The sequence below is a fragment of the Solwaraspora sp. WMMA2080 genome (genome assembly GCF_027497395.1).
GTDB lineage: Bacteria > Actinomycetota > Actinomycetes > Mycobacteriales > Micromonosporaceae > Micromonospora_E.
The window spans coordinates 472,023-488,349 of the sequence record NZ_CP114910.1; the positions used below are offsets into that span (position 1 = coordinate 472,023).

The window sequence follows — 16,327 nt, forward strand, 5'->3', positions numbered from 1 at the left end:
ACCGTCATACCGGGATGAACCGTTCGTGACGCGTCGCCGTTTCTACTGGCGTGGCCACGGACGACCAGCCGTGGCAACTGACAGGAGGCAAGCTGAATGACTGAGCACCAGACGACGACCGACACCGGTCCGACCAGCCGCCGGGCGCTGCTGATCGGCGCAAGCGGGGTCGGAGCGACCGTGGCGCTCGCCGCCTGCGGCACCGGTACCGACGACGACCTGGGCGACGGTGCGAACGCGCCGGTCGACGCGGGCCAGCCCGCCGGCACGGACGGCGGTACGGACAGCGGAACGGACGGCGGCGGCGACACCGGGTCCGGCGGCGACGGGCTCACCACCGGCCAGGTGCCGGTCGGCAGCGGTATCATCCTCGCCGCCCAGGGGGTCGTGGTCACCCAGCCCGCCGAGGGAGAGTTCAAGGCATTCAGCAACGTCTGCACCCACCAGGGCTGCCCGGTGGCCAACCTCGACGGTGGCACCATCAACTGCACCTGCCACTTCAGCAGCTTCTCCATTTCCGACGGCTCGGTGCTCTCCGGCCCGGCGTCGGCGCCGCTGGAGGAGAAGACCATTACCGTCGACGGCGAGACCATCTCGGTGGCCTGACGGGTCCGGTCGTCCGCGTCCGCCGGGTGCGTGCCGCCCACGCGGACGCGGACGACCGGAGCTGTCACAGCCCTGGACTACGCTGACGGCGATGCCAGATCCGTCCAGCTACCGCCCTGCCCCCGGCACCATCCCGGACTCGCCGGGGGTCTACCGGTTCCGTGATCCCACCGGGCGGGTCATCTACGTCGGCAAGGCCAAGAGCCTGCGCAGCCGGCTCAACTCCTACTTCGGCGACCTGTGGCAGCTGCACCAGCGCACCCAGCAGATGGTCACCACCGCCGCGTCGGTCGACTGGGTGACCGTCGGCAGCGAGGTCGAGGCGCTGCAGCTGGAGTACCTCTGGATCAAGGAGTACGACCCCCGGTTCAACGTCCGCTACCGGGACGACAAGTCCTACCCGTACCTGGCGGTGACGCTGGACGAGGAGTTTCCCCGGCTGCAGGTGATGCGCGGGGCGAAACGCAAAGGGGTGCGTTACTTCGGGCCGTACTCGCATGCCTGGGCGATCCGCGAGACCCTCGACCTGCTACTGCGGGTCTTCCCGGCGCGGACCTGCTCGGCCGGGGTGTTCCGGCAGGCCGGCCAGGTCGGGCGGCCGTGTCTGCTCGGCGACATCGGCAAGTGCTCGGCACCGTGCGTCGGCCGGGTCGACGCCGCCGGGCACCGGGCAATCGTCGACGAGTTCTGCGACTTCATGGCCGGGCGCACCGACACCATGGTGCGCCGGTTGGAGCGGGACATGCACGACGCCGCCGAGGCGTTGGAGTTCGAACGGGCCGCCCGGCTGCGTGACGACGTCGCCGCGCTGCGCAAGGCGATGGAGAAGCAGACCGTCGTGCTCGGTGACGGCACCGACGCCGACGTGGTCGCCTTCGCCGAGGACCCGCTCGAAGCCGCGGTGCAGGTGTTCCACGTCCGCGGCGGCCGGGTACGCGGTCAGCGCGGCTGGGTGGTGGAGAAGGTCGAGCAGCTGACCACCGCCGACCTCGTCCATCACTTCTGCACCCAGGTGTACGGCCCCGAACAGGGTGAGACCGACGTGCCCCGGGAGTTGCTGGTGCCCGAGCTGCCGGCCGACGCGCCGGCGCTCGCCGACTGGCTGACCGCCCGCCGGGGCGGCCGGGTGACGCTGCGGGTGCCGCAACGCGGCGACAAGCGCGCCCTGATGGAGACGGTGGCCCGCAACGCCGGCGAGGCGTTGACCCGGCACAAGCTGCGCCGGGCCAGTGACCTGACCACCCGCGGCCAGGCGTTGGAGGAGATCGCCGAGGCCCTGGGGCTGGCCGCCGCGCCGCTGCGTATCGAGTGTTTCGACGTGTCGCAGATCCAGGGCACCGACGTGGTGGCCAGCCTGGTGGTGTTCGAGGACGGGCTGCCCCGCAAGGCCGAGTACCGCCGGTTCGCGGTCCGCGGCGCGACCGACGACCTGTCCGCGATGAGCGAGGTGCTGCGCAGACGCTTCGCCCGCCATCGCCAGCCCGCCCCCGAACGGTCGGTGCCTGCTGATGACGTACCGGCGCCGCCGGCCGTGGACGTGGGGCAGCTGCCGGCGGGCGTCGACCCGCAGACCGGGCGGCCGCGCCGGTTCGCGTACCCGCCGCAGTTGGTTGTGGTCGACGGCGGTGCGCCGCAGGTGCAGGCCGCCGCGGCGGTGCTGGCCGAGCTCGGCGTCGACGACGTGGCGCTGTGCGGGCTGGCCAAGCGGCTGGAGGAGGTGTGGCTGCCCGGCGACGACTACCCGGTGATCCTGCCGCGCACCTCTGAAGGGCTCTACCTGCTGCAACGCATCCGCGACGAGGCACACCGGTTCGCGATCACCTACCACCGGCAGCGCCGGTCGAAGCGGATGACCGCCTCCGGGCTGGACCAGGTGCCCGGGCTCGGCGAGACCCGCCGCAAGGCGCTGCTTCGGCACTTCGGTTCGGTCCGGCGGATCGCCTCGGCGACCGTCGACGAGATCACCGAGGTGCCCGGCATCGGACGGCGGACCGCGGAGACGATCGTCGCTGCGCTCGCCGGGTCCTCGGATGACGGCGCGGATCGCACCTAGAATCCCATCTGTGGTGCCGACCTGCGCGCACCTGGCGCGCCGCGTACCCGAGGCAGGAGGACCGTGAGGCAGAACAGCCCGAACCCGGGCGACGACATCACCCGGCCGGCCGACGACACACCGGCCAGCGTCGCGGCGGTCGACGACCTGGCCAGCAGCGCCGTACACGACGGCGAACCGGCCGGCACCGTGGCCGACCAGAACGAGGCCCGGCTGGTCGTGGTGACCGGGGTGTCCGGGGGCGGACGCAGCACGGTGGCCCGGGCCCTGGAAAACGTCGGCTACTACGTGGTGGACAACCTGCCGCAGGCGTTGCTGCTCGACATGGCCGAGCTGGCGATGCGGGCCGGCGGGGCGGCCCGGCGTACCGCGATGGTGCTGGACGTGCGCAGCCGTGCCTTCTCCACCGACCTGGTCGGCGCGATCCGGGCGCTCAAGGAGCGCGGATACCAGCCCCGGGTGGTCTTCGTCGACGCCGCCGCCGACGTGCTGATCCGCCGGTTCGAAAGTGTCCGGCGCTCGCATCCGCTGCAGGGTGACGGTCGGCTGGCGGACGGCATCGCCGCCGAGCGGGAGCTGCTCGCCGAGGCCCGCGACCAGGCCGATGTGATCATCGACACCAGCCATCTGAACGAGAACCAGCTCCGGCGCCGGGTCGAGGAGCTGTTCGGCGGCGAGGACGCCCGCCGGCTGCGGATCACCGTGCTGTCGTTCGGCTTCAAGTACGGGCTGCCGCCGGACGCCGACTTCGTGATCGACGCGCGGTTCCTGCCCAACCCGTACTGGGTCCCGGATCTGCGCGAGTACACCGGCCGGGAGGCGTCGGTCAGCGGGTACGTGCTCAGCCAGGAAGGCGCCGACGACTTCGTCCGCAACTACGCCGAGCTGGTCAACGCCACCACCGCCGGGTTCGAGCGGGAGGGCAAACGCTATCTGACCGTGGCGGTCGGCTGCACCGGCGGCAAGCACCGCAGCGTGGCGATCGCCGAGGAGCTCGCCGTACGGCTGCGTCAGGCCCGGCTGTCGGTCAACGCCCAGCACCGTGACCTGGGGCGCGAGTGAGCGCACTGCGGGTGGTGGCCTTCGGCGGCGGGCACGGGCTGGCCGCCTCGCTGCGTGGCCTGCGTCACGCCGGTGCCGAGCTGGCGCTGGACCTCACCGCGGTGGTCACGGTCGGTGACGACGGTGGGTCGAGTGGCCGGCTGCGGGCCGACCGTGGCGCGCTGCCCCCCGGCGATCTACGTCAGGCGCTCGCCGCGCTGGCCGGGCCGGCGTCGGCCGACCAGTTGACCGCCGAGCTGTTCCAGCACCGGTTCGTGCCGGTGCCGGGGGAGGCGCCGGCGACCGACCGTCCTGACCCACTCACCGGGCACGCGGTCGGCAACCTGGTGCTGTGCGGGCTGATGGAGCTGCTCGGCGACCCGGTCGCCGCGCTCGACCACGTCGGCCGGCTGCTCGGCGCGACCGGCCGGGTGCTGCCGATGTCCTGCGAGCCGGTGTCGATCGAAGCCGACGTGTGCGGCGGCGACCCGCGCCGGCCGGCCGACGTAATCACCGTCCGGGGCCAGCACGCGGTGGCGGTCACCCGGGGCCGGGTCGAGTCGGTACGGCTGCAGCCGAAGGCGCCGGCCGCCTGCCGGCCGGTGCTGGCGGCGGTGCGCGACGCCGACTGGCTGATCTTCGGGCCGGGCAGCTGGTACACCAGCGTCATCCCGCATCTGCTGGTGCCGGACCTGGCCGCCGCGATCGTGGCCAGCCCGGCCCGTCGGCTGGTCACCCTGAACCTGGCGGCGGAGAAGGAGACCCTCGGGCTGTCGGTCGCCGACCACCTCGCCGCGCTCAGCTGGTACCTGCCGCAGCTGCAGGTCGACACGGTGCTCGCCGACGGTACGGCGGTCGGCGATCCCGAGCCGGCGGCCCGTGCGGCAGAATCGCTGGGTGCGCGTTTGACGCTCGCCCCGTTGGCGGTCGCCGACGGCAGCCCCCGGCACGATCCGGTCGCGTTGGGTGCCGCCCTGGTGCCTGTCCTGGGGTCCGCTCGTTAAGCACGTACGTATCGGTACCCGCCGTCTAACCGGCCCCCGTGAGGTGAATGACTATGGCGATGACCGCTGCCGTCAAGGACGAGCTGAGCCGGGTCGACGTGCCCAAGCCGTGCTGCCGTCGTGCCGAGATGGCCGCGTTGCTGCGCTTTTCCGGCGGGCTGCACATCGTCGCCGGCCGGGTCGTCGTCGAGGCCGAACTGGACACCAACGCGGTCGCCCGGCGGCTGCGCCGGGAGGTGGCCGACGTCTACGGCTACTCGAGTGAGATCCACGTGCTGAGCCCGAGCGGGCTGCGTAAGGGCAACCACTTCATCATCCGGGTGGTCAAGGACGGTGAGGCGTTGGCCCGCCAGACCGGGCTGCTGGACGTTCGGGGTCGGCCGGTGCGTGGCCTGCCGCCGCACCTGGTGTCGGCGAACGTCTGCTGCGCCGTGTCGGCCTGGCGGGGCGCGTTCATGTCGCACGGGTCGTTGACCGAGCCGGGCCGGTCCAGTGCGTTGGAGATCACCTGCCCGGGGCCGGAGTCGGCGCTGGCGCTGGTCGGTGCCGCCCGGCGGCTGGGGATCGCCGCCAAGGCACGCGAGGTGCGCGGCGTGGACCGGGTGGTGGTCAAGGACGGTGACGCGATCGCCGCGCTGCTCACCCGGATCGGCGCGCACTCCAGCGTGCTGACCTGGGAGGAGCGGCGGGTACGCCGGGAGGTGCGGGCCACCGCGAACCGGCTGGCCAACTTCGACGACGCCAACCTGCGCCGCTCGGCACGCGCGGCGGTGGCCGCCGCCGCCCGGGTAACCCGGGCGTTGGAGATCCTCGCCGACGACGCCCCACGGCACCTGACGTCGGCGGGCCGGCTGCGGCTGGAGCACCGCCAGGCGTCGCTGGAGGAGCTGGGTGCGCTGGCCGACCCGCCACTGACCAAGGACGCGATCGCCGGGCGGATCCGGCGGCTGCTGGCGCTGGCCGACAAACGGGCCCGCGATCTCGGCATTCCGGACACCGAGGACGCGGTGACGGCGGAGATGCTCGTCGGGTGAACACCAGTTGTGAACCAGGGTGACCGGACGCCCCGGCGCAACACGGCACGGGCTTCTCGGATAGGGTCGCAGTGTACGGCGACGGGGCCGGCACCCGGCTCTCCCGCCGCGACCACCGCCTCGGGTGTCCCGCCCGAGCCACGTACGGCTGCGGCGTGACCAGCCGGATCATCTGATCGGCGCCCGGCCCGCCACGCGGTCGGCGCACACCAATCCGTCCGGCTCCGGCCCGGACGGGCGAGAAGCAAGGAGATGGGACCTGTGACCATCCGGGTTGGCATCAACGGCTTCGGCCGTATCGGCCGTAACTTCACGCGGGCGGTGCTCGCCTCCGGCGCGGACATCCAGATCGTCGCCTTCAACGACCTGGGCGACACCGCGACCACCGCGCACCTGCTCAAGTACGACAGCATCCTGGGCCGGCTGCCGCACGAGGTGAAGGCCAGCGGCGACGAGATCACCGTCGGCGGGCAGACCATCAAGGCGCTCGCCGAGCGCGACCCGGCCAAGCTGCCCTGGGGTGAGCTCGGCGCCGACGTGGTGATCGAGTCGACCGGCTTCTTCACCGACGCGACCAAGGCCAAGGCGCACGTCGACGGCGGCGCCAAGAAGGTGATCATCTCGGCCCCGGCCAAGAACGAGGACTTCACCGTCGTGCTCGGCGTCAACGACGGCCAGTACGACCCGGCGAAGCACACGATCATCTCGAACGCCTCCTGCACCACCAACTGCCTCGCCCCGATGGCGAAGGTGCTGCAGGACACGTTCGGCATCGAGCGTGGCCTGATGACCACCATCCACGCGTACACCCAGGACCAGAACCTGCAGGACGGCCCGCACTCCGACCTGCGCCGGGCCCGCGCCGCCGCGCTGAACATCGTGCCGACCTCGACCGGTGCCGCCAAGGCGATCGGCCTGGTGCTGCCGGAGCTCAAGGGCAAGCTGGACGGCTACGCGCTGCGGGTGCCGATCCCGACCGGCTCGGCCACCGACCTGACCGTCACCGTCGGCCGGGAGACCACCGTCGAAGAGGTCAACGCCGCGGTCAAGGCCGCCGCGCAGGGCCCGCTGGCCGGCATCCTCACCTACACCGAGGACCCGATCGTGTCGGCCGACATCGTCACCGATCCGGCGTCGTGCATCTTCGACGCCGGCCTGACCAAGGTGATCGGCGACCAGGTCAAGGTCGTCGGCTGGTACGACAACGAGTGGGGCTACTCCAACCGCCTGGTGGACCTGGTCAAGCTGGTGGGCGCGTCCCTGTGAGCCAGGTAACCACTCTCGACGACCTTCTCGCCGAGGGTGTGTCGGGTCGGCGCGTGCTGCTGCGCGCCGACCTGAACGTCCCGTTCGAGAAGGACAACCCGGGGGTCATCGCCGACGACGGCCGGATCCGTGCGGTGCTGCCCACCCTGACCGCGCTGCGTGACGCCGGCGCGGCCGTGGTGGTCTGCTCCCACCTGGGCCGGCCCAAGGGCGCCCCGGACCCGAAGTACACCCTGGCCCCGGTCGCCGCCCGGCTCGGCGAACTGCTCGGCACGCCGGTCGCGTTCGCCACCGACACCGTCGGTACCTCGGCGCAGGCCACCGTCGCCGGCCTGACCGGCGGCCAGGTCGCACTGCTGGAGAACCTGCGGTTCAACCCGGGGGAGACCAGCAAGGACGCCGATGAGCGGGGTGCCTTCGCCGACCAGCTGGCGGCGTTCGCCGACGCGTACGTCGACGACGCGTTCGGCGCCGTGCACCGCAAGCACGCCAGCGTGTACGACGTGCCGGCGCGGCTGCCGCACGTCGCCGGCAAGCTGGTGCACCGTGAGGTCGAGGTGCTCGGCAAGCTGACCGGCGCACCGGAGCGGCCGTACGTGGTGGTGCTCGGCGGGTCGAAGGTCTCCGACAAGCTCGCCGTCATCGAGGCGCTGCTGCCGACCGTCGACAAGCTGCTGGTCGGCGGCGGCATGTGTTTCACCTTCCTCAAGGCCCAGGGCCACGAGGTCGGCAAGTCGCTGCTGGAGGCCGAGATGGTCGACACCTGCCGCGACCTGCTGGAGCGGGCGGCCGGCAAGATCGTGCTGCCGGTGGACGTGGTGGCCGCCACCGCGTTCGCCGCCGACGCCGACCACGACGTGGTCGACGCCGCCGCGATCCCGGCCGACCGGCTCGGGCTGGACATCGGCCCGCGCAGCGTCGCCGCGTTCGCCGAGGCCCTGTCGACCGCGCGGACGGTGTTCTGGAACGGCCCGATGGGTGTGTTCGAGCTGGCACCGTTCGCCGCCGGCACCCGGGGCGTTGCCGAGGCGATCACCAAGGTCGACGGCTTCACCGTCGTCGGTGGCGGCGACTCGGCGGCCGCGGTGCGCACCCTCGGTCTCGACGAGTCCGCCTTCGGGCACATCTCGACCGGCGGGGGCGCCTCGCTGGAGTACCTGGAGGGCAAGACCCTGCCCGGCATCGCCGCCCTGGAGAAGTGAGAGCAGTGCCTGAGACCGTTGCCCGCCGGCCGCTGATGGCCGGCAACTGGAAAATGAACCTCAACCACCTGGAAGCCATCGCGCTGGTCCAGAAGCTGGCGTTCAGCCTGAACGAGCAGCAGCTGACCGACGTCGAGGTGGCGGTGCTGCCGCCGTTCACCGCGCTGCGGAGCGTGCAGACGCTGATCGACGGCGACAAGCTGGCCATCGGCTACGGCGCGCAGGACCTGTCGCCGCACGCCTCCGGTGCCTACACCGGTGACATCTCCGGGGCGATGCTGGCAAAGCTCGGCTGCCAGTACGTCACCGTCGGCCACTCCGAGCGGCGGGCGTACCACAACGAGGACGACGCGGTGGTCAAGGCCAAGGTGGCCGCCGCACTGGCCAACGGGATCACCCCGATCCTGTGCGTCGGTGAGGGCCTGGACGTGCGGGAGGCCGGCGGCCACGTCGCGCACTGCCGTGACCAGGTCGACGCCGCGCTGGCCGGGCTGACCGCCGAGCAGGTGGTCAAGGTCGTCATCGCGTACGAGCCGGTCTGGGCGATCGGCACCGGCAAGACCGCCACCCCGGCTGACGCGCAGGAGGTGTGCGGGGCGATCCGGGCCCGGCTGGCCGAGTCGTACGACCAGGCCACCGCCGACCAGACCCGGATCCTGTACGGCGGTTCGGTCAAGGCGGCGAACATCGCCGCGATCATGGCCGAGGCCGACGTTGACGGCGCGCTGATCGGCGGCGCCAGCCTGGACGCCGACGAGTTCGCGCAGATCGCCCGCTTCCCGGAGCACATCAAGCGCTGACCGGTCGACACCGTCGAGGTTTCGGCCGTCACACATACCGTCGCGGGCCATGATGCCGCAGAGGCACGATCACGCCTCTGCGGCATCATGCCGTCGTCCGTCGTCCGTCGTCCGTCGTCCGTCGTCCGTCGTCCGTCGTCCGTTGCCTGTCGCCGGCTGCGGCCTGCGGCTTCGGTGCTTGCCGTGCCACGGCCGGTGATGGTGGACTGGTCGCCCTGGGGATCCACCGCGCCGCCGAGGGAGCCGGATGACCATCAAACAGGACCGCGACGAAATCTTCATCGAGTACACCAAGTCGATCTGTCCGGTGTGCAAGGTCGTCGTCGACGCCCAGGTCAACATCCGCGACGACAAGGTCTACCTGCGGAAACGCTGCCGCGAGCACGGGCAGTTCGAGGCGTTGGTCTACGGCGACGCGCAGATGTACCTCGACTCGGCCAGGTTCAACAAGCCCGGCACGATCCCGCTGGCGTTCCAGACCGACGTGGTCGACGGCTGCCCCAGCGACTGCGGGCTCTGCCCCGAGCACAAACAGCATGCCTGCCTCGGCATCATCGAGGTCAACACCGGCTGCAACCTGGACTGCCCGATCTGCTTCGCCGACTCCGGCCACCAACCCGACGGCTACTCGATCAGCCTCGACCAGTGCGAGCGGATGCTCGACACGTTCGTCGCCGCCGAAGGCGAACCCGAGGTGGTGATGTTCTCCGGCGGGGAACCCACCATCCACAAGCAGATCCTGGAGTTCGTCGACGCCGCCCAGGCCCGGCCGATCAAGGCGGTCAACCTCAACACCAACGGCATCCGGCTCGCCTCCGACAGGCGGTTCGTCGCCGAACTCGGCCGGCGGCACAGCCCGGATCGGGCGATCAACATCTACCTGCAGTTCGACGGCTTCGACGAGCGCACCCACCGGGCGATCCGCGGCCGCGACCTGCGCGAGGTCAAGCGGCGGGCGCTGGACAACTGCGCCGAGGCCGGGCTGACCGTCACCCTGGTCGCCGCCGTCGAACGCGGGCTCAACGACCACGAACTCGGCGCGATCATCGAGTACGGGCTGACGCACCCCGCCGTACGGTCGGTGTCGTTCCAACCGGTCACCCACGCCGGTCGGCACGTCGAGTTCGACCCGTTGCACCGGCTGACCAACTCCGACATCATCCACGGCATCGTGGCGCAGCGACCCGACTGGTTCACCGCGTCGGACTTCTTCCCGGTGCCGTGCTGCTTCCCGACCTGCCGGTCCATCACCTACCTGCTGAGCGAGGGCACCCCGGGCGAACCCGGCTTCGGGGTGGTGCCGATCCCACGGTTGCTCAACGTCGCCGACTACCTCGACTACGTCGCCAACCGGGTGCTGCCGGACCTGGCGATCCGCGAGGCGTTGGAGAAGCTGTGGTCGGCGTCGGCGTTCATGGGCACCGGGACCACCAGCGAGCAGTTGACGGCCGCCGCAACGGCGCTGGACTGCGCCGACGCCTGCGGAATCAACCTGCCGGCGGCGATCGCCGACATCACCGACCGGGCCTTCATGATCGTCATCCAGGACTTCCAGGACCCGTACACACTCAACGTCAAACAGCTGATGAAATGCTGCGTCGAGGAGATCACGCCGGACGGACGGATGATCCCGTTCTGCGCGTACAACTCGGTCGGCTACCGGGAACAGGTCCGCGAGCAGTTGTCCGGTGTCGCGGTGGCCGACGTGGTGCCCAACGCGTTGCCGCTGCAGCCGGTGCTCGCCGATTCACCGTACGGGTCGAAGGTGGCCCGGCCCGGCGCACGTACCGGCACCGGTCGGATCGCCCCGGACACCACCAACGTCGGCCGGCGGCTCCGGTGACCGGCCGGGCCTCGCCGGTGGACGGTCCCACTGTCTCCGCCGACACGGAGAGGGACGCGGAGACTGACGCGAAGGCGTGCTGCGCCGCCGCGTACGGCTCCGACGTCGTCGCGTTGCTGCTCGGCGAGTCGTACCACCCGGGCGGTCTGGCGTTGACCCGGCGGCTGGCCGACCGGCTCGCGTTGCGTCCCGGCGCGGCCGTGCTCGACGTGGCCAGCGGGCGCGGCGCCACCGCGCTGCTGCTGGCCCGTTCATACGGAGCCGACGTCACCGGCGTCGACCTGTCGGCGGCCAACGTGTCCGCCGCGACGCAGGCGGGTGCTGCGGCCGGGCCGGCCGATGCCCGGGGGTCGGTGCGGTTCCGGCTCGGCGACGCCGAGCGGCTGCCGGTGCCCGACGCGGCGTTCGATGCGGTGGTCTGCGAATGCGCCTTCTGCACGTTCCCCGACAAGGCCACCGCCGCCGCCGAGTTCGCCCGGGTGCTGCGGCCGGGCGGGCGGCTCGGCCTCACCGACGTCACCGTCGACCAGGCCCGGCTGCCGGCGGAACTCGCCGGGCTCGGCGGCTGGATCGCCTGTGTCGCCGACGCCCGCCCGCTGGCCGAGTACGCCGAGCTGCTGGCCGCCGCCGGGCTGCGGGTGACGTACACCGAACACCACGACGCCGCCGTCGCCGCCATGCTGGACCAGATCGAGGCCCGGCTGACGCTGGTCCGGATGACCGCCCGGGACCGGGCCGAGGCGGCCGGGCTGGACTTCGCCCAGGCACCGGCGGTGCTGGCCGCCGCCCGCGCGGCGATCGCCGAGCGGATCATCGGGTACGGCCTGCTGGTGGCGGCGAGACCGTGACCGGCGGACACGACCTGGTGGTGATCGGCGGCGGGGCCGCCGGTCTCGGCGCGGCCCGCGCCGCCGCCGGAGCCGGTGCCCGGGCGCTGCTGGTCACCGACGGGCCGCCCGGTGGCGACTGCACGTTCACCGGCTGCGTGCCGTCGAAGACGCTGATCGAGGCGGCCGGGCGCGGCCTGCCGTTCGACGACGCCGTACGACGGATGCGATCGGTGATCGCGCAGATCGCCGCCACCGAGGACGCCGCCGCGCTGCACGCCGAGGGAATCGAGGTACGCCGGGGTCGTGCCCGGTTCGTCGCGCCGGGGCGGATCGACGTCGACGGCACCGTGCTGGCCGCCAGCCGCTACGTCGTCGCCACCGGAGCCGTGCCGGCGGTCCCGTCGGTGCCAGGGCTGGCCGAGGTCCCGTACCTGACCACCGAGACGGTCTTCGACCTCGCGGCGGCACCCGGGTCGCTGATCGTGTTCGGCGGCGGCCCGGTCGGCTGCGAACTCGCCCAGACGTATGCCCGGTTCGGCACCCGGGTGACCATCGTCGAGGCCGCCGAGCGGCTGCTGCCCGGCCACGAACCGGCGGTCTCGGCGGTGATCGCCGACGTGTTCGCTCGCGAAGGGGTCACGCTGTGCCTCGGTGCGCAGGTCATCGAAGCGGGCACCACCGTCGGCGGCGTGACGCTGCGGCTGGCCGACGGCCGACAGATCCACGGCGACCGGCTGCTGGTCGCGACCGGCCGCCGGCCGACCACCGACGGGCTCGACCTGCCGGCCGCCGGGATCGCCGTCGACGACCGGGGGTACGTGGTCACCGACGCCCATTTGGCTACGACCGCGCCCGGCGGGTACGCCGCCGGCGACGTCACCGGCCGGATGCCGTTCACCCATGCCGCGTTCGCCATGGGACGGATCGCCGCCGGCAACGCGCTGTCGCGTCGCCGGCAGCGCTACGACCCGGCCGCCACGCCGTGGGTGGTCTTCACCGACCCGGAGGTGGCCCGGGTCGGGCTGACCGAGGCACAGTCGGTCGGCCGGGGCGGCCGGGTGGCGTACCTGCCGATGACGGAGATGGACCGGGCGGTGACCGCCGGCGCGACCGACGGGTTCGTCACCCTGGTCGCCGGGCCGCGTCGGCTGCTGGGCAACCTCGGCGGCGGCCGGATCCTCGGAGCGACCGTCGTCGCCGGCCGGGCCGGCGAAATGATCCACGAACCGGCGCTGGCGATGGCCACCGGCATGTTCGCCGGTCGCCTCGCCCAGGCCACCCACGCCTACCCCACCTGGTCGTACGGGATCCAGCTGGCCGCCGCCCAGTTCGTCACGGCCATCGGCGGCCGGCGGGCCCGGCCGGCGCGGGCGGCCGGGTGATCAACGCGTACGCCGCGTCGCGGCCCGGCAGGCCGGCGATGCCGCCGACCGGGGCGGTGCCCGCCCCGGACACCACCAGCCCGGGCAGCGGGGTGCGGTGGCCGGCCAGGTCCGGCGTCGGGCGCAGCATCGCCAGCTGGTCCAGGCTGATGTCCAGGTGCATCGGGTGCGCGCCGGGCCAGCGCAGTTGCCGGGCCATGTCGGCCGGGGTGTGCGTCACCCGGTCGACGACACTGGCGGCGAACCCGGGTGCCCGGGCCTCGACGGTGGCGATCATCCGGTCGGCGAACTCCTCCCGGGCGGCGTCCCATCCGCCCCGCACCTGGTACGGGGCGCAGGGGCACGCCAGGTAGACGGTGTGCCGGCCGGGCGGGGCGAGGCTGTCGTCGAGCGCCGACGGCGTGAACGCGTACGTCGGCACCGGATCGTCCGGCAGGTGACCGGCTTCGGCCTGGGCGAACCCGGCGGACAGCGAGTCGAGGCTGTCGACGTAGGACTGCAACCCGTTGCAGTCGCCGGGCCGGGCCTGCGGGTAGCCGGGCAGCCCGGTGGTGGCCAGCAGGACCAGGCTCTGTACGGCGTTGCCGCGCCCGGCGGCCCGCAGCCGGTCGGCAACCGGGCCGGTCAGCGGCGGATCCAGCAGGTCGAGCAGCGCGTTGCGCGGGTCGATGGCGGTGAGGACGGCATCGGCGGTGATCTGCGTACCGTCGGCCAGCTCGACCCCGGTGACCCGGTCGGTGCCGGGCCCGGTGCGCCGGATCCGGGCCACCGGCGCGTTCACCCGCCAACTGCCGCCGTAGCTGGCCAGCCGGGTGGCGAGCGCGTCGGTCAACGCCTGCGACCCGCCGACCGGATGCCACTGCCCGACCTGGTGGTAGAACGCCTGCCACAACGCGAAGGTGGCCCCGCCGACCTGCTGCGGTGAGGCGGAGGCGTGTGCGGCGAACGCCGCCACCGGTGCCCGGACCAGCTCGGTGTCGAACTGTTCCCGCAGCACCCGCCCGTACGGTGCCAGTAGGGTCCGGGCCAGCCCGACCGGCCCGCCGTTGCGGGCCACCGCCCGGCCACCTGCCGCCACCAGGCCCGGCATCCGCCGCAGACGCTGCATCGTGCTGGTGCCGGGGTCCAGCATGGTCCGCATCGCGGAGACGATCGGCCACGCCTGGCGCATCCAGGCCGCGTACCGCCGCGCGGCCCGCCGGTCGACCTCGGCGATCGACTCGACGGTGGACTCGACGCTGCGGTGGAACCGGACGATCGTGCCGTCGCGGAACGCCGCGATGGAGAACGGGTCCATCTCGCGGTAGACCAGCCCGGCGTCCCGCAGCCGTAGGTCCTCGACGATGCCGGTGGCGTTGATGATGTTGTGCGCGGCGGAGTGGGTGTTGAAGCGGTGGCCCGGCAGCAGTTCCTCGGTCCGGGCGCCGCCGCCCAGCTTGTCGGACTGCTCCAGCACCTGCGTCCGCCAGCCGCTGCGGGCCAGGTAGCAGGCGGCGACCAGGCCGTTGTGGCCGCCACCGACCACCACGACCCGGCGGGTACGCCGCTGCCGGGCCCTCATGCCGAGCGGCCGCGAAGGTGGCGCCACGCCCGGGTGGCTTCCGGCACGGTGAGCGCCGCCGCTGCGGTCGTGGTGGCGGCGGCCAGGGTGCACCAGCCGCAGATCCGGCGGTGCCGGCTGAGCTGTTCGGCGAAGAGCCAGGCCCCGGCGGCGGCGTCACCGGCCGCCTTGCCGGCGGCGAACAACGGCCGCCACGGTTGGCGGGTCGCCCGGTCGGCGTCGCCCGTCCCGATCAGGACGAGGGTGACGCCGGCGTTGGCCAGCGCGAGCGCGGTATCCGGGGTGTGTCCGGCGGCGTACGCTTCGCCGCTGGCGTCCACCCCGTCGGCGTCCAGCCAGGGCAGCGCCGGCTCCGGCAGGTGCCGCACCAGGCCGTACTGGTAGGTGGCGACCACCGCGTAGGCGGCGGTCGCGAGCAGGGTCGGCCCGGCCGACCACCGCCGTCGCCGCAGCACTGGCGTGTCGACCAGACGCAGGTCGTCGCTGACCTGTTCGGCTGCCCGGTCCGATGCCCGCCCGACGCCGGTGGGTCGGCCCCGGATCCGCTCGGCGGGCTGTCCCTGTCGTCTCATCCGGTCGGCTACCCTTCTCGCGGCGGACCACACGGGTGGTGGTCGCGGAGATCGTCGGAGCCGGTCGGCATGGATCGAGCCGGCCCGCTATCCTGGGGTGGCCCGGGTGTCGGCCCACTCGGGTTCGGCTGCCCGGTCCGATGCCCGCCCGACGCCGGTGGGTCGGCCCCGGATCCGCTCGGCGGGCTGTCCCTGTCGTCTCATCCGGTCGGCTACCCTTCTCGCGGCGGACCACACGGGTGGTGGTCGCGGAGATCGTCGGAGCCGGTAGGCATGGATCGAGCCGGCCCGCTATCCTGGGGTGGCCCGGGTGTCGGCCCACTCGGGTTTGTCCGGTTCGCCCCGCTTCGCGAGCCGGCGACCGTGATGAGAGGACTGACCACTGCCATGCCGATCGAGTTCGCCTACGTATTGATCGTCTTGCTGGTGATCACGAGCGTCATGCTCACCATGCTGATCCTGCTGCACAAGGGCAAGGGCGGCGGCATGTCCAGCATGTTCGGCGGTGGCGTGAGCACCAGCCTGGCCGGATCCTCGGTGGCCGAGAAGAACCTCGACCGCTACACCGTACTGACCGGCATCGTATGGTTCGCCTGCATCGTCGGCCTCGGCCTGTGGCTGAAGGTCGCGATGAGTGCGGGTGTGTGATCCGTCGCATTCCGTCGTAAGATTTCGCGCGGCCCGTTGATACGGGCCGCGCATTCTTTTGGGTACGCCCGCTTCACCGGCGTCGCACCACCGCCTTGTGCCGGTGGTGACACCCCCTCCCCGACGACAGGAGCGACAACATGGCGAGTGCCAACACGATCCGGGGCAGCCGGATCGGTGCCAGCCCGGCCCGGCCCACCGAGCGGGCCGAGCCCGCACCCCGCCGGCAGACGACCTACTGGTGTGCCAATGCGCATGCGGTGGAGATCAGCCTCGCCGTGGAGGCGGCGGCCCCGGAGACCTGGGAGTGTCCCCGCTGTGGGCTGCCCGCCGGGCAGGACCGGCACAATCCGCCGGCCCGGCCACGGACCGAGCCGTACAAGTCGCACCTGGCGTACGTGAAGGAGCGCCGCAGCGACGCCGACGCCGAGGCGATCCTCGCCGAGGCGCTCGCGGCGGTCCGCGCCCGTCGCGGCGAGTCCTGA

The 16,327-nt window shown here is 72.6% G+C and carries 15 protein-coding genes; 13 read left to right on the forward strand and 2 right to left on the reverse strand.

What is annotated here, in order from left to right; genetic code table 11:
* The first annotated feature begins 96 nt into the window (after positions 1 to 96).
* The 11 genes from O7543_RS02110 (at position 97) to O7543_RS02160 (ending at position 13,061) form a co-directional block, all read left to right on the forward strand.
* Entirely contained in the window at positions 97 to 606 is a 510-nt protein-coding gene (locus O7543_RS02110; protein ID WP_281550427.1) for a Rieske (2Fe-2S) protein, read from the forward strand.
* A 91-nt stretch (positions 607 to 697) separates the two neighbouring features.
* Positions 698 to 2,659: an excinuclease ABC subunit UvrC gene (gene uvrC / locus O7543_RS02115; RefSeq protein ID WP_281550426.1), complete on the forward strand. Its 1,962-nt coding sequence runs from the start codon at positions 698 to 700 to the stop codon at positions 2,657 to 2,659.
* Between the two features lie 189 nt (positions 2,660 to 2,848).
* A complete protein-coding gene (gene rapZ / locus O7543_RS02120) occupies positions 2,849 to 3,721 on the forward strand; it encodes an RNase adapter RapZ (protein ID WP_281555620.1) in 873 nt (290 codons plus the stop codon).
* Positions 3,718 to 4,704: a uridine diphosphate-N-acetylglucosamine-binding protein YvcK gene (gene yvcK / locus O7543_RS02125; protein ID WP_281550425.1), complete on the forward strand. Its 987-nt coding sequence runs from the start codon at positions 3,718 to 3,720 to the stop codon at positions 4,702 to 4,704. Before rapZ ends, yvcK begins: the two co-directional genes overlap by 4 nt.
* Positions 4,705 to 4,757: 53 nt before the next feature.
* On the forward strand, positions 4,758 to 5,738 hold the full coding sequence (gene whiA / locus O7543_RS02130) for a DNA-binding protein WhiA (protein ID WP_123602428.1): 981 nt from the start codon (positions 4,758 to 4,760) through the stop codon (positions 5,736 to 5,738).
* 261 nt (positions 5,739 to 5,999) lie between these two features.
* Positions 6,000 to 7,004 (forward strand): type I glyceraldehyde-3-phosphate dehydrogenase, encoded by a 1,005-nt coding sequence (gene gap, locus O7543_RS02135; protein WP_281550424.1) that lies wholly within the window; start codon positions 6,000 to 6,002, stop codon positions 7,002 to 7,004.
* Positions 7,001 to 8,206, forward strand: a complete 1,206-nt coding sequence (locus O7543_RS02140; RefSeq protein ID WP_281550423.1) for a phosphoglycerate kinase — start codon at positions 7,001 to 7,003, stop codon at positions 8,204 to 8,206. Before gap ends, O7543_RS02140 begins: the two co-directional genes overlap by 4 nt.
* 35 nt (positions 8,207 to 8,241) lie before the next feature.
* Entirely contained in the window at positions 8,242 to 9,006 is a 765-nt protein-coding gene (gene tpiA / locus O7543_RS02145) for a triose-phosphate isomerase (RefSeq protein WP_281555619.1), read from the forward strand.
* Positions 9,007 to 9,259: 253 nt separating this feature from the next.
* Positions 9,260 to 10,849 carry a radical SAM protein gene (locus O7543_RS02150; protein ID WP_281555618.1) on the forward strand — a complete coding sequence of 530 codons (1,590 nt, stop codon included), beginning with the start codon at positions 9,260 to 9,262 and terminating at the stop codon, positions 10,847 to 10,849.
* A 17-nt stretch (positions 10,850 to 10,866) separates the two neighbouring features.
* Positions 10,867 to 11,697, forward strand: coding sequence for a methyltransferase domain-containing protein (locus tag O7543_RS02155; RefSeq protein WP_281555617.1), 831 nt, complete (start codon positions 10,867 to 10,869; stop codon positions 11,695 to 11,697).
* Positions 11,694 to 13,061: an FAD-dependent oxidoreductase gene (locus O7543_RS02160; protein ID WP_281550422.1), complete on the forward strand. Its 1,368-nt coding sequence runs from the start codon at positions 11,694 to 11,696 to the stop codon at positions 13,059 to 13,061. The genes O7543_RS02155 and O7543_RS02160 overlap by 4 nt, the downstream gene beginning before the upstream one ends.
* On the opposite strand, the gene O7543_RS02165 is transcribed toward O7543_RS02160, so the two are convergent.
* Positions 13,012 to 14,622 carry an NAD(P)/FAD-dependent oxidoreductase gene (locus O7543_RS02165; RefSeq protein WP_281550421.1) on the reverse strand — a complete coding sequence of 537 codons (1,611 nt, stop codon included), beginning with the start codon at positions 14,620 to 14,622 and terminating at the stop codon, positions 13,012 to 13,014. The genes O7543_RS02160 and O7543_RS02165 overlap by 50 nt on opposite strands.
* A complete protein-coding gene (locus tag O7543_RS02170; RefSeq protein WP_281550420.1) occupies positions 14,619 to 15,194 on the reverse strand; it encodes a vitamin K epoxide reductase family protein in 576 nt (191 codons plus the stop codon). Before O7543_RS02170 ends, O7543_RS02165 begins: the two co-directional genes overlap by 4 nt.
* 387 nt (positions 15,195 to 15,581) lie before the next feature.
* Between O7543_RS02170 and secG the strand changes: the two genes are divergently transcribed.
* Together secG and O7543_RS02180 are read left to right on the forward strand one after the other, a co-directional pair.
* On the forward strand, positions 15,582 to 15,842 hold the full coding sequence (secG, locus tag O7543_RS02175) for a preprotein translocase subunit SecG (RefSeq protein ID WP_278169949.1): 261 nt from the start codon (positions 15,582 to 15,584) through the stop codon (positions 15,840 to 15,842).
* A gap of 140 nt (positions 15,843 to 15,982) precedes the next feature.
* A complete protein-coding gene (locus O7543_RS02180; protein ID WP_281550419.1) occupies positions 15,983 to 16,327 on the forward strand; it encodes an RNA polymerase-binding protein RbpA in 345 nt (114 codons plus the stop codon).

Excerpts from the sequence above, each read along its gene's own strand:
- secG (WP_278169949.1), top strand. The coding sequence starts at position 15,582 with ATGCCGATCGAGTTCGCCTACGTATTGATCGTCTTGCTGGTGATCACG.
- O7543_RS02180 (WP_281550419.1), top strand. The coding sequence starts at position 15,983 with ATGGCGAGTGCCAACACGATCCGGGGCAGCCGGATCGGTGCCAGCCCG.
- O7543_RS02110 (WP_281550427.1), top strand. The coding sequence starts at position 97 with ATGACTGAGCACCAGACGACGACCGACACCGGTCCGACCAGCCGCCGG.
- uvrC (WP_281550426.1), top strand. The coding sequence starts at position 698 with ATGCCAGATCCGTCCAGCTACCGCCCTGCCCCCGGCACCATCCCGGAC.
- whiA (WP_123602428.1), top strand. The coding sequence starts at position 4,758 with ATGGCGATGACCGCTGCCGTCAAGGACGAGCTGAGCCGGGTCGACGTG.
- O7543_RS02170 (WP_281550420.1), bottom strand. The coding sequence starts at position 15,194 with ATGAGACGACAGGGACAGCCCGCCGAGCGGATCCGGGGCCGACCCACC.
- tpiA (WP_281555619.1), top strand. The coding sequence starts at position 8,242 with ATGGCCGGCAACTGGAAAATGAACCTCAACCACCTGGAAGCCATCGCG.
- O7543_RS02165 (WP_281550421.1), bottom strand. The coding sequence starts at position 14,622 with ATGAGGGCCCGGCAGCGGCGTACCCGCCGGGTCGTGGTGGTCGGTGGC.